Here is a 13,138-nt window from a genome sequence, read left to right as displayed (position 1 = left end):
GCCACTGCGGCCCGGCTTCATGATCATGATTCCGGGGCGGTCGTGGCGCGGGGAGAGCGGGGCCGCGCCAAAACAGCGCCCGCGTGCGGGGCCCGGTGCACCAGGCAGTACGCGCCAAACATGTCGATACTGGGCAAATGACCCGACACGGAGAGCTGGGCACGGCCCTGCACCGCTGGCGTGACCGAACCGTACCGGCCGATCCCGGAGTGCCCGCGGGCGAGCCCCGCGACTCGCCGGGGCTGCGGCGTGAGGAGCTGGCGCAGCTCGCGGGGCTGCCCCTGGATTACGTCATCCGTCTGGAGGAGGGGCGCGCGACCTCCCCCTCCGTACAGGTCCTCACCGCGCTGGCACGTGCGCTGGAGCTGTCCGACGACGAGCGCAGGCATCTGTTCCTGCTGGCCGGCCAGTCCCCGCCCGCCATCGGGCGCGTGCGCGACCACATCCCGCCCAGCGTGCGGCGGCTGCTCGACCGGCTGGCGGACGCGCCGCTCAGCGTCTATGACGCCTCCTGGAACCTGGTCACCTGGAATCCACAGTGGGCGGCCCTGGTCGGGGACCCCTCGGAGCGGACCGGGCGCGAGCGCAACGTGGTGTGGCGCCACTTCACCGGGGCGGCCGGGCGTGTGGCCCGCACCCCGGAGCAGGAGGCCCGGTTCGAGGCGGCGGTGGTCGCCGATCTGAGAGCGGCGACGGTCCGCTATCCCACCGATGAGCAGCTGCGGTTCCTGATCGCAGAACTGCGGCGCGTGAGCGGCCGGTTCGTCGAGTTGTGGAACTCGCGCATCACCGGTTTCCACGGCAGTGACAACAAGACCGTCGACCATCCGGACGTGGGACTGCTGACCCTGGACTACGACATCCTCACCGTCCCGGGGAGCGATCTGCGGATCGCCGTCTACTCGGCCGCACCCAGCAGCGAGGCCGCCGACAAGCTCGCGCTGCTGGGCGTCATCGGCACCGAGACGATGCCGGGGAGCGCTCCCGGGCATGAGCCCATGCCCGCCGCGGAGCCCGACGCCTCTGGCCCGGCGGAGCCCGCCGGGCGGTGAGTTCCACCCGACCATCACCCGATCGGGTGCATTCACGCTCCCCTTTCTGTTTCTGATGACCGGGTGAGTGGGGATGCGTCCGGTCGGCTCAGGCGGCGGTGCGCGGAGGACGGTCCGTTTTTACCGTGGCTGAATGATCATCAGATTAATGACGCGTTCCGCGTCCTCCGGGGCGGCGGCTCTCGCGACCGTCCTGCTGGTCCTGCTGTCCGCGCCGGTGCCGGCCGCCGCGGATTCCCGAACCGATCCGGCGGCGCGGAGCGGGGCCTCCGGTGTCCCCGGCCCGCCGCCGGGTGCCCCGGCGGGCGTCGAACGCTCGCTGCTGTACGAGTCCGGGACGCACGTGCGTCCCGCGCCCGGCGCGCCGGCCCTCCCCGACGAGATCTCCGCCCTGTCCTGGCTGGTCGCGGACGCCCGTACGGGCAAGGTGCTCGCCGCGCACAACGCGCACCGCAAGCTGCCGCCCGCCAGCACCCTCAAGACCCTCTTCGCCATCACCGCCCTGCCCCATCTGTCCGAGCAGGCCGCGCACACGGTGACCGAGTCGGAGCTGTCCGGGATCGGGGCTGGCAGCAGCCTGGTGGGAATCGTCCCCGGTCACACGTACGAGGTGGCCGACCTGTGGCGGGGTGTCTTCCTGAGTTCGGGCAATGACGCGGTGCATGTGCTGGCCGAGATGAACGGCGGCCTGGACGCGACGGTCACCCAGATGCAGGAAAAAGCCTCCCGGCTGGGCGCGCTCGACACGCACGTCGTCTCGCCGGACGGATACGACGCTCCCGGCCAGGTCTCCTCGGCGTACGACCTCGCCGTCTTCGGACGCAAGGGGCTGGACTCGCGGCAGTTCACCGCGTACGCCTCGACCCCCGACGCGCAGTTCCCGGGCAACGCGGGCACCTTCGGCATCCAGAACACCAACCGGCTGCTCACCGGAGCGAACGGGGTGCCCCGCTATCCCGGCCTCATCGGGATCAAGAACGGCTACACCACCCAGGCCGGCAACACGCTGGTCGCCGCGGCCCGTCGCGGGGAGCGCACCGTACTCGTGACGGTGATGAACCCGCAGGCGAACAGCGTGTACGAGGAGGCCAGGGCGCTGCTGGACTGGGGTTTCGAGGCCGGAGGCCTGGTCACGCCCGTCGGAACGCTCGATCCCGCGCCCCCCGTCGGCCCGGGCCCCCGGGGCCCCGCGGCGCAGGCCGGGCCCGCTGCCGCCGCGAACGTCGTACGGGGCGAGGCCGCGGCCGCGTCGGAGGACGGGGCCTGGTACCTCCTGCCCGTGCTCCTCACCGCCGGCTCCGCTGTCGCGGCGTGCACGCTGTTCGCCGTACGCCGCAGGGCGCGGCGCGGCTGACGAAGGCGGCGGCCCGGAGCTGTCCCGGCAGAGGCCGGAGCCTCCGGGGCCCGGTGGCTGCCCGGCGGCTGTGGCGGGCTACCAGTGACCGGGGCGGTCGAGCGAGGGCGGCAGCGCGGTGGCGCTGTCGCCCTTCGCCGCGTTGACCTGGGCCTGGGTGAGGAAGATGCTCCCGGACAGATCGGCGCCACGCAGATCCGTGTCCCGGCAGTCCGCGCCGATGAGGTCGGCCAGCCGGAGGTCGGCGCCACGCAGATCGGCGGCGATCAGATACGCCCCCCGCAGATCGGCTCCGCGCAGATCAGCGCCGCTGAGTTTCGCGCCGAAGAGGTCGGCGCCTCTGCGGTTCTTCTTCCGGCCCTTGACCCGCGCCCGTACCAGTTCACTCGTCCGGAGCAGCAGACCGTTGACGGTCCCGCGGTGCGCCGCCACATCCAGGCCGAGGAGGTCGTCGGCGCCGGTGAGAGTGAGGCGCCGTGTCTCTTCCAGCGCGGTCCTGACCTCGCCGTGCAGCGTCGCGGCCGCCGGCCGGGTCAGGGCGTCGTTCAGATACCAGAGCAGTTCGTGCAACTGACGCATGATCGGGAGCACGGCGAACATCCGCTCCGCGTTCTCCGGCCATCGGCGCCAGTCCTGCCCGCCGAAGGTGACCTGCGAGACCTTCTGTCCGGCGCCGAAGCAGTCGTATACGGTGCAGCCGCGAAACCCCTGGGGGCGCAGGTCGTGGTGGATGCCGCAGCGGAAGTCCGTCCTCAGATGGTGACAGGGCTCCCCGGCGTCCTTGTCCGCCGCGAAATCCGCCGAGACCGAGAAGGTCAGAGCGACGCAGCAGAGCCCGAAGCAGCGCGCGCAGTCGGCGCGCAGCGCACTGGTCCCGGAGTCGGACGCGGAATCGGAAGCGGCAGCCGAACCGCGAGCAGGGGCGGCGGGTTCGGAAGAGGACTCGGACAACGTTCTCGATCTCCTGTGGCGCGGCTCACGGGACGAGCCCGCGGTCGGGTGGAGCGTACCCGTGACCCGCCGCCCCGGTCCGGCCCGGTCCGCGTGCCGGACCGGGCCGGTGGGGAGGGACGCTACCGTGGGAGATGGTGCTGCTCCAGGGCCGCACGGGCCCGGGCCGCCAGGCCGTCCGCGCCGCAGGTCTCGGCGAGATCGAGGCCGCGGGCCAGCTCCGCGGCGCTACCCGCCGCGACGCCGTATGCGACCAGGGCGTGTGCCAACTCGTAGGCGCAGGGCGAGGCTTCTAGGTGGGTGACGGCCTGGGCGAGGAGTCCGACGGCGGCGGCGCCTTCCTCCAGGGAGGCCGCCGCGCACAGCGCGACACCGATGGCGGTGTGTGTCCCGAAGCGTTCGGCGCGGTCGCGGGCGTAGGAGACGAGCGCGACCGCACGGTCCCTGTCCTCGTGGGCGAGTGCCCCGGCCAGGTCGACCGGCCAGGGCGCCAGCAGGATGTTGTGCCGCCCCCGGGCCGTGAACGCCGCTCCCGCCGCCTCGAGTTCGGCGATGCCTTCCTTCGTACGGCCGAGAGCGAGCAGCAGCCGGCCCTTCACCGACGGCGCGTCGGGGATGACCATCGAGGAGGGGTAGGGCGAGGCGAACGCGTAGCGCTCGGCCGCTTCCCGTGCCTGGTCGACGTGGCCCCGGGCGAGCAGGGTGTCGATGAGCATGCAGGCCGCGATCCAGTGCATCGGCAGGCCGTCGCCCACCCGGTCCGCGAGGCGCAGACCCTCGCGCAGGTACTTCTCGGCGTCCGCGAGCCGGCCGCGCCTGCGGTTGAGGAAGCCGACGAGTGCGTAGGCGAAGGCCAGATGGCCGCCGCTCCAGCCGGAGATCTCAAAGGCCCGCAGCCCCTCCGTGAACAGGCTCTCCGCGAGGTCGAGCCGGTCGGCATAGGCGAGCGAGACGCCCAGCAGGGCCGGCGGTTCGAACCCCCACGCCGTGTCCGTCCAGCCCGTTCCGGGTGCCAACCGGCCGTCCATCAGTGCCCGTTCGCCGAGCTGCACGATCTCCTCGGCGCTCTCGGCGCGGGCTGTCGCGTCCCAGGCGCGCAGCATCAGCAGGACGCGTTCGGTGCTGTCACGTCCGCTGAGGCCGTCCGCCATCGCGGCGAGGCGGCGGGAGCGCGCGTCCCCGTCCTCTTCCAGGCCCCGTACGCCCTCCCACAGGAAGTGCGCGGTCTGAAGGCGCATCTTGGCGGGTCCCGGGGCGGTGCGGGCCGCTTCCTCCGCCACCACACGGGCGGCCTCACCGGTCTGGTTGTTGTGTGTGAGCGCCTGCGAGAGATGGAACACCACATCGACGCGCAGGTCCGCGTCGAGCTGTTCGGTCTCCAGCGCCGCCCGCAGGTGGCCGACCGTGGTGGCCGGCGAGGTCAGCAGGGTGGCGCAGCCCAGCTCGTACAGGACGCGCGGGTGCACATGAGGCAACGGCGGCTCCAGGAGTGCCCGTTCCAGACATCGCCGGGCCGCGTCCGGCGCGCCGACGGCCAGATGCTCCGCCGCCGCTTCCCTCAACTGCCTCACGAGATCGGGGTCGTTGTCCGGGTGCACTTCGAGGAGGTGCCTGGCGGCCGCCGCGGCTCCCCGGCCGCTGTTGGTCACGGCCCAGGCGGCGATGCCGTGCATCGCGGTGCGCACACCGGACGGGATCGCCCGGTAGACGGCGCCGGCGATCAGTGGATGGACGAACTCCAGCGGGTCCTCGCCCGCCAGGATCCGCGCCGCGCGCAGCTGCCGCGCGCACTCCGCGGCCTGTTCGCGGCTCATGCGGGCCAGGGTGATCGCCAGATCGAGCGAGATGTCGGTGCCGATGATCGCCGCCGCCCAGGCGAACCTGGTCGTGTTCGTGCCCAGTTCCTCGAGGCGCGCGATGAGGCCGGTGCCGCGCGCCGAGGCGCCGAGGGCGCGCAGCGCGCTCGCGGAGTCCTCGCCGGGGTCGAGGCCGCTGTCGCGCACCTTGGCGAGCAGTTCCACGGTCTCGTACGCGTTGCCGCCCGTGACGGCCCATACCTCGCGGCAGAACGGATCGTCGACGTGTTCGCCGAGCGCGGCCCGTACGAGGCCGGCCGTGGCGTCGGAGGTGAGCGCGCGCAAGGTCACCCGTAACGTCGCAGCCTCGCCGAGCAGTTGGAGGAACCGTTCGGTCTCGCCGGTCGCCTCTTCCGTCCGGTACGCGACAATCACCAGCACGGGGGTCGGGTCCGGGCGCCGTGCGAAGGCGGCAAGCCAGGCAAGGGTCTCCAGGTCGGCCCAGTGCGCGTCGTCGACAAGGAGGACGAGCGGCCCGTGTGCCCGGGCCAGCCGGTCCGCCAGGGTGACGAGGCCGTCCCGGACCCCCTGCGGATCGGCGTGCTGTTCGCCGGGCGGCGCTATGCCGAGGGCGGGCCCGGCGATCTCGTACCGGTCACCGAGCAGGTCCCTGGCGTCGGCGGGGCCGTCCTCGGTGAGGACCGGGCGCAGCAACTGCCGTACGACGTGGAAGGGAACGGACGTGACCGTCTCTCCCCCGCGCGCGGACCACACCGCGCACCGGCCGGCGGCGAGTCGGCGCACCTCGGAGAGCAGCGCCGTCTTGCCCAGCCCGGCGGCGCCGCGGTAGATGAGCAGTCCGCCGGACGGCTCGGCGCGGCACAACGCGTCGACGGCGTGTGCCGCCGCGGCGAGTTCGGATTCGCGCTCCAGCAGCGGGAGGTCGTGCGACAGCTCCGGCCCGGGCAGCACCATTCCCCACCCCATCTCATTCAGTGTGCTGGTCAGGGGCCGAGCGTAGCCCGGAGGCGCTTCGCTCGGCCCCAATCCACCCGAATCCGCCCGATCGGCTGCGGACCGGCCGACTCCGGCGTATGGGGGCGGACTCCGGTGTACGGAGACGGGCTCCCCACACCGGAGATGCGGATCCGGCCACGCGGAGGCGTTCGCCCCTCGCAAAGCGGTAGGCGACCGAGGTACCGACAGCAAATCGCTTATTCCGCCGCATCATCCGGCGCAAGCCCGTTATGCGGTCATGTTCCATTCTCCGGAAAAACCTCGCACGCAACCACGCACCGCGCACCAGTGAATACAGCGCGGCGCATTTGACGCACACAGGCGCCCTGCGGCGAATCTGCACACCGAATACGCAGGCAGCACGCCGCCACCCGGAGCGGATCATGCAATAGCCGGCTCACCGGCGCCCCGCGAGAGGGATGTCCCGTTCGCGGCCAGGCACGTTCCGGACAGCGGCGAATTCAATCTGTCGATCGTGTGAAGGAGCTGCCACCAGTTGATGGACCCATGTGCGCGCCCGGCTATTTCAGTGACGGAATAACACCCGTTCACCGGCAGAGCGATTGGCTGCCGAACGAGGCTTTGTGCTTTGATCCTTCGCACTGCGGGAGACCGCAGCAATCTCGGAATATCCACGCGAAGGGCACTGACATCATGAACTCCACCCCCCAGGTTGAGACCCAGGAAATCTCGGACGCCGACCTGGACAACGTGTCCGGTGGCCTCCTCGGTGGCGTGGTCGGCACCGTTACCAACACCGTTGACTCCGTCGTTCCCGTCTCGGGCACGGTCGGCACCGTCACCGGCACCCTCGACTCGGTGACCGGCGCCAACACGTCCGGCGTCCTCGGCGTCGTCGGCGGTCTCTGAGACTGCGTCTCAGACGTACTTCTGAGAAAGCATCACCACTGTGTGCCCCGGAGCCCTGACGGCTCCGGGGCACGCGGTCGCTGAGGGAAGAGTGTCGTGCACTTTCGTCAACAGGCCCTTTCCAAGCTGCAGTCCCCCGAGGACATCGAACTGCCGGTCCGTTACGCCCGGCCCCGGGGCGGGCTTGTCCTGGCCGTCACCGTCGTCGTCATGGTCGCCGCCGGAGTGTGGGCGGTCACGGGATCCGTGTCGTCGACCGTCGGCGCGCCCGGAATCCTCACGCACGCGCAGGGCAGTTACGTCCTGCAGAGCCCCGTCGCGGGTCAGGTCACCGAGGTGCTCGCCAAAGAGGGCCAGCGTGTCGCCGCCGACGCGCCACTGCTGAAGGTCCGTACCGCGCAGGGCAGTTCCGTGGTGCGCACCATCGCTGCGGGCCGGGTGACCACACTGGTCGCCGCGATCGGCACCGTCGTCACTCCCGGCACCGATGTGGCGGCCGTGGAGCGCTACGACCACGCGGACGAGCCGCTGACCGCCGTGCTGTACGTACCGGCCGGCAGTGGTTCCGGTGTGCCCGTCGGTGCGGAAGTGGATCTGACCGTCCAGTCGGTGCCGGCGCAGCAGTACGGCGTGCTGCGCGGCCGGGTCGAATCGGTTGGCCGTACGGCTCAGACGAGCCAGCGGATCAGCAGCTTCCTGGGCAGCAGCCAGCTCGGCGAGCAATTCTCGAAGAACGGCCAGCCGGTCGCGGTCGTGGTGCGGCTCGACCGTTCGTCGCACACCAAGTCCGGTTATTCCTGGTCGGCTTCCGGCGGTCCGCCGTACGCGGTGGACTCCATGACCCTGACCACCGGCGCCATTCATCTGGCCAAGCAGCATCCGATCGATTGGCTGCTTCCTTGAGCACACAGCAACGACTGCCTCCCGCCGAACGCGGACGGCACCGCCCCGAGAACACTTCGGCCCCCCGCCGTGGTGGTACGCGCCGCGCGCCCGCGCGCGCACCGAAGCCCAAGAAGCGCAGGGGAGTCCGCACACCCACCGTTCTCCAGATGGAGGCCGTGGAGTGCGGCGCCGCCTCGCTCGCGATGGTGCTCGCGCACCATGGCCGGCACGTACCGCTGGAGGAGCTGCGCATGGCGTGCGGCGTCTCCAGGGACGGTTCGAGGGCGAGCAACCTGCTGAAGGCCGCGCGCAGTTACGGGCTGCGCGCCAAGGGCATGCAGATGGAACCGGGCGCGCTCGCCGAAGTGCAGGCGCCGGCCATCCTGTTCTGGGAGTTCAACCACTACGTCGTCTACGACGGTACGGGCCGCAGGTTCGGCCGCAAGGGCGTCCACATCAACGACCCCGACAAGGGACGGCGTTTCGTCCCGGCGGAGGACTTCGACACCAGCTTCACCGGCGTGGCGCTGGTCTTCGAGCCGACGGCGGCCTTCAGCAGGGGCGGCCGCAAGCCGGGCATCATGCGGGCCATCCCCGCGCGTATGCGCGGCACGACGGGCACACTGCTCGCCGCGCTGCTCGCCAGTCTGCTGCTGGTGGTGGTCGGCGCGGCGGTGCCCGCGCTGAGCCGTACGTACATCGACATGTTCCTGATTGGTCGTCAGACCTCCCTGCTGGGGCCGCTTTTCGCCGCCATGGCCACGATGGTGGCGCTCACCGCCGTACTGACCGGCCTCCAGCAGGCGAACCTGCTGCGCGGGCGCATCATCTCCTCCACGCTGAGCAGCGCCCGGTTCCTGCGGCATCTGCTGAGGCTGCCGGTCACCTTCTACTCCCAGCGCAGCCCGGCGGACCTGGTGCAACGCCTCCAGTCCAACGACGCGGTGGCCGAGACACTGGCCAGGGACCTCGCCGCCGCGGGTGTGGACGGCATCGTGGTGATCCTCTACGCCGTCCTGCTGTGGACGTACGATCCTCAACTCACCGTGATCGGCGTGCTGATCGCCCTGCTCAACGTGGTCGCGATGCGTGTCGTGATCCGGCTGCGGGCCACGCACACCCAGAAGCTGCGCGCGGACAGCGCCCGACTCACGAACACCTCCTACACCGGCCTCCAGCTGATCGAGACCATGAAGGCCACCGGTGGTGAGAACGGCTACTTCCGCCGCTGGGCGGGCCAGCACGCGACCACGCTGGAGGAACAGCAGCGTCTCGGCGTGCCGAGCGCGGTCCTGGGTGTGGTCGCGCCTCTGCTCGCCACGCTCAACAGCGCGATGATCCTGTGGCTCGGCGGGCTGCGTGCGGTGGAGGGCCATATCTCGATCGGTCTGCTCGTCGCCTTCCAGGCTCTGGTGACCCGGTTCACCGCGCCGATCACCCGGCTCAACGGGGTAGCAGGCCGGATCCAGGACTTCGCCGCCGATGTGGCCCGTCTGAAGGACGTCGAGAGCTTCCCCGTCGACCCGTTGTACTCGCGGGAGCAGCCGGACCCCAGTACCCGCAGGCTCAAGGGCCACGTGACGCTGGAGAACATCACCTTCGGCTACAGCCCGCTGGACAAACCGCTGCTCACCGGCTTCTCCCTGACGGTGGGGCCGGGTCGGCAGGTCGCGCTGGTCGGTGGGTCGGGCAGTGGGAAGTCGACCGTCTCCCGGCTCATTTCCGGCCTCTACAGTCCGTGGGAGGGGACCATCCGCATCGACGGGCAGCGCCTGGAGGACATCTCCCGCAGCGCCCTGGCCGCCTCGGTCTCCTTCGTCGACCAGGACGTCTTCCTGTTCGAGGGCACGGTCCGGGACAACGTGGCGCTCTGGGACCCGTCGATACCGGACGACGCGGTGGTGGCCGCGCTGCGCGACGCCGCGCTGTACGACGATGTCATCGCGCCGCGGCCCGACTCCATATACAGCAGGGTCGAGCAGGACGGCCGTAACTTCTCCGGCGGTCAGCGCCAGCGGCTGGAGATCGCCCGTGCGCTGGTCAGGCGACCGAGTGTGCTGGTGCTCGACGAGGTGACGAGCGCCCTCGACGCGGAGACCGAGCGGATCATCATCGAGAATCTGCGGCGGCGCGGCTGTGCGTGCGTGGTGATCGCCCACCGGCTGAGCACGGTGCGCGACAGCGACGAGATCGTGGTCCTCGACCACGGCAGTGTGGTGGAGCGCGGCCGGCACGAAGACCTGGTCGCCGCCGCGGGCCCGTACGCACATCTGGTCAAGGAGCACTGAGGTGTCATCGGTTCAACCTGCCGCCGTCACGGGTTCCGGCGCGAGCGACGCGGTCACCCACGCGCTGGGCGGTCTCGGTACGCCGGTCGACTGCGCCGGTCTGCGCAGTGTGCCGCTGGAGGGGCCGCTGGTGCTGTGGCTCGTCACGGGCGGCGCCCTGGACCTGTTCGCCGTCGACGCCGCCCAGGAGGGCCACTGGCACTTCCTCGGCCACCTCGAAACGGGAACACTGCTGCTCGGCCCGGTCGATGGCCCGCAGCACACACTCCTGGGCCGGCCGTCCCAGCACTGCGTGCTGCGCCGGATCCCGCTCCGTGAGCTGCACGCGCCCGAGTACGGCCAGGGGTACGACGTACAGGCGTACGACGCGTACGCGTACCACGCCCACGAGTACAACGCCCACGCCCAGGACGCCTCTGGCGCGTCGCCGACCCCGCTGGAGGACGCCTTCGCGCTCGGCATCGGCCGTGGTCTCGGTGTCCTGTTCGAGGCGCCGCTCGACGGCCGTCCGGCCATCGAGGAGGGCATGGCCGACGACGACATCCTGTGGATGGCGGTCCCGCCGGGCAGCGTGCGCTACGGATCCGAGTTCAGCGCGGAGGCGGCGGGCGACCTGCTGGTCGACGGCGCGATGTGGCAGCGGATGGTGGATCAGCAGCACCGGCTGCTGTCCGCGGTGGACCGCTGGATCGTACGGATGGAACGCGCCCACGAGGACCGCGCGGCGGCCGGCATCAAGGCGGGCGAAAACGCCGGGGCGCGGGCGGACCAGGCGCTGCTCGCCTCCATCGGCAGACGGGAGCGCGGCGGCCGGGGCTCGGGTGGGCAGGAGCGGGCCACCGACGACGCGACGTACGCCGTCTGCCGCCGTGTGGCGGAGGCGACGGGCATCACCCTCTCCGATCCCCCCAAGGGCGAACAGCTGAGCGGCGCTGCCGACGAGCGCGTCAGTCCTGTCGAGCGCATCGCGGTCGCCTCCCGGATCCGTACCCGTACGGTCCGGCTCGACGGACGCTGGTGGCGGTCGAACACCGGTCCCCTCGTCGGCCACTGGGCCAAGTCGGGAGCGCCGGTCGCGCTGCTGTGGCGGCGCGGCAGGTACGAGGCGGTCAACCCGGCCTCGGGACTCAGGCTGCGGATCGACGCGGAGAACGCGGCGGAACTGGACACGCGTGCCGTCATGTTCTACCGACCGCTGCCGGAACGGCCCATGACGATGGGCCGGTTGATGCGCTTCAGCCTGCGTGACACCCGTATGGACATGCGGAACCTGATCATCGGTGGACTGGTCACGGTCGGCCTCGGCGGGCTGGTGCCCATCGCGACGGGTCAGGTGCTCGGTGTCTATGTACCGAACGCCGAGAACAGCCTCATCGTCCAGGTCTCGCTGGCGGTCATGGTGGCCGGCATCGTCTCCGCCGCGTTCATGCTGCTCCAGAACCTCACCATATTGCGGATGGAAGGGCGGATCGAGAGCGCGCTCCAACCCGCGGTGTGGGACAGGCTGTTGCGGCTGCCGACGAAATTCTTCACCGAACGCTCGACGGGCGAGCTGGCCAGTGCGGCGATGGGCATCAGCGCCATTCGCCGGGTGCTGTCCGGCATCGGTCCCGTGGCCGTGCAGTCGAGCACGGTCGGTGCGCTGAACCTCGGTCTGCTGCTGTTCTACAGTGTGCCGCTGGCCCTCGCGGCGGTCGCCATGCTGCTCGTCATCGGCGCGGTGTTCCTCGCCATGGGCCTGTGGCAACTGCGCTGGCAGCGGCAGCTGGTGGAGCTGGGCAACAAGCTCAACAACCAGGCGTTCCAGACGCTGCGCGGACTGCCCAAGCTGCGTGTCGCCGCGGCCGAGAGCTTCGCGTACGCGGCCTGGGCCGGCGAGTTCGCCCGCTCCCGCGAACTCCAGCAGCGTGCCGGCTGGATCAAGAATCTGACCACGGTCCTCGACGCGGTCTACCTGCCGCTCTGTTCCCTCATCATGTTCATGCTGCTGGCGGGTCCCGCCGAGGGCAGTATGTCGGCGGGTGCCTTCCTGACCTTCAACACGTCCGTGACCATGCTGCTGACCTCCGTCACCCAGCTCACCGGCGCGCTCGTCTCGGCCGCCGCCGCCCTGCCGATGTTCGAACAGATCAAGCCGGTCCTGGACGAGGCGCCCGAGGTACGGGTCGCCAGCGCGCAGCCGGGTGTCCTGTCCGGCGCGATCGAGGCCAGGAAGCTCTCCTTCCGCTACACCGACGACGGTCCGCTGGTCCTCGACGACGTCTCTCTCGAGGTGGGTCCCGGCGAGTTCGTGGCCGTCGTCGGCCCGAGCGGCTGCGGCAAGTCGACGCTGCTGCGCCTGCTCATCGGCTTCGACAAGCCGGTCTCGGGCAGTGTGCTCTACGACGGGCAGGACCTGACGGCCCTCGACCAGGCCGCCGTCCGCCGTCAGTGCGGCGTCGTCCTGCAGAACGCCCAGCCGCTCACCGGCTCGATCCTGGAGTGCATCTGCGGCACCGAGGCGTTCACCCAGGAAGAGGCGTGGGAGGCGGCTGAGATGGCGGGCCTGGCCGAGGACATCAAGCGCATGCCGATGGGTCTGCACACCATGATCTCCGGCGGTGGCGCGATCTCGGGCGGCCAGCGGCAGCGCCTGATGATCGCCCAGGCCCTGATACGCCGACCGCGCATCCTGTTCTTCGACGAGGCCACCAGCGCGCTGGACAACGAGACCCAGCGCGTCGTGACCGAGAGCACCCGCAAGCTGAGCGCGAGCCGCCTGGTGATCGCGCACCGGCTGACCACGGTGATGGACGCCGACCGCGTGATCGTCATGGCGGCCGGCCGGGTCGTCGAACAGGGCAGACCGGCCGACCTGCTCGCCGATCCGGCCGGCCGGCTCCACGAACTGGTACGACGGCAGATGGCCTGAGCCGCGGTGCGGTG

General features: G+C 70.9%; 8 protein-coding genes. 6 read left to right on the top strand and 2 right to left on the bottom strand.

The genetic code is table 11. The features are described from left to right. Positions 1 to 137: 137 nt before the first annotated feature. A complete protein-coding gene (locus ACIP6N_RS03270; protein WP_401812411.1) occupies positions 138 to 1,052 on the top strand; it encodes a helix-turn-helix transcriptional regulator in 915 nt (304 codons plus the stop codon). Between the two features lie 133 nt (positions 1,053 to 1,185). Further along, positions 1,186 to 2,406 (top strand): D-alanyl-D-alanine carboxypeptidase family protein, encoded by a 1,221-nt coding sequence (locus tag ACIP6N_RS03265; RefSeq protein ID WP_401812409.1) that lies wholly within the window; start codon positions 1,186 to 1,188, stop codon positions 2,404 to 2,406. A gap of 78 nt (positions 2,407 to 2,484) precedes the next feature. Here ACIP6N_RS03265 and ACIP6N_RS03260 read toward each other — a convergent pair whose 3' ends face one another. Then, the gene (locus ACIP6N_RS03260; protein WP_401812638.1) at positions 2,485 to 3,270 is read right to left on the bottom strand and encodes a pentapeptide repeat-containing protein; all 786 of its coding nucleotides are present in this window, start codon (positions 3,268 to 3,270) and stop codon (positions 2,485 to 2,487) included. Positions 3,271 to 3,479: 209 nt separating this feature from the next. After that, positions 3,480 to 6,140: an ATP-binding protein gene (locus ACIP6N_RS03255; protein WP_401812407.1), complete on the bottom strand. Its 2,661-nt coding sequence runs from the start codon at positions 6,138 to 6,140 to the stop codon at positions 3,480 to 3,482. A 684-nt stretch (positions 6,141 to 6,824) separates the two neighbouring features. Between ACIP6N_RS03255 and ACIP6N_RS03250 the strand changes: the two genes are divergently transcribed. From ACIP6N_RS03250 to ACIP6N_RS03235, 4 genes are all read left to right on the top strand, one after another. Further along, the gene (locus tag ACIP6N_RS03250; protein WP_401812406.1) at positions 6,825 to 7,040 is read left to right on the top strand and encodes a type A2 lantipeptide; all 216 of its coding nucleotides are present in this window, start codon (positions 6,825 to 6,827) and stop codon (positions 7,038 to 7,040) included. 96 nt (positions 7,041 to 7,136) lie between these two features. Further along, positions 7,137 to 7,943, top strand: a complete 807-nt coding sequence (locus ACIP6N_RS03245) for an HlyD family efflux transporter periplasmic adaptor subunit (protein ID WP_401812405.1) — start codon at positions 7,137 to 7,139, stop codon at positions 7,941 to 7,943. Continuing rightward, positions 7,928 to 10,213, top strand: coding sequence for an NHLP family bacteriocin export ABC transporter peptidase/permease/ATPase subunit (locus tag ACIP6N_RS03240; RefSeq protein WP_401812403.1), 2,286 nt, complete (start codon positions 7,928 to 7,930; stop codon positions 10,211 to 10,213). The genes ACIP6N_RS03245 and ACIP6N_RS03240 overlap by 16 nt, the downstream gene beginning before the upstream one ends. A 1-nt stretch (position 10,214) precedes the next feature. After that, positions 10,215 to 13,124 (top strand): NHLP bacteriocin export ABC transporter permease/ATPase subunit, encoded by a 2,910-nt coding sequence (locus tag ACIP6N_RS03235; RefSeq protein ID WP_401812402.1) that lies wholly within the window; start codon positions 10,215 to 10,217, stop codon positions 13,122 to 13,124. The last annotated feature ends 14 nt before the right edge of the window (positions 13,125 to 13,138 follow it).

Source organism: Streptomyces sp. NPDC088725 (assembly GCF_044751305.1).
Classification (GTDB): Bacteria; Actinomycetota; Actinomycetes; order Streptomycetales; family Streptomycetaceae; genus Streptomyces.
The sequence above is the reverse complement of the archived record's forward strand: the minus strand, read 5'-3'. Positions and strand labels throughout refer to the sequence as shown.

Excerpts from the sequence above, each read along its gene's own strand:
- ACIP6N_RS03250 (WP_401812406.1), top strand. The coding sequence starts at position 6,825 with ATGAACTCCACCCCCCAGGTTGAGACCCAGGAAATCTCGGACGCCGAC.
- ACIP6N_RS03255 (WP_401812407.1), bottom strand. The coding sequence starts at position 6,140 with ATGGGGTGGGGAATGGTGCTGCCCGGGCCGGAGCTGTCGCACGACCTC.
- ACIP6N_RS03265 (WP_401812409.1), top strand. The coding sequence starts at position 1,186 with ATGATCATCAGATTAATGACGCGTTCCGCGTCCTCCGGGGCGGCGGCT.
- ACIP6N_RS03270 (WP_401812411.1), top strand. The coding sequence starts at position 138 with ATGACCCGACACGGAGAGCTGGGCACGGCCCTGCACCGCTGGCGTGAC.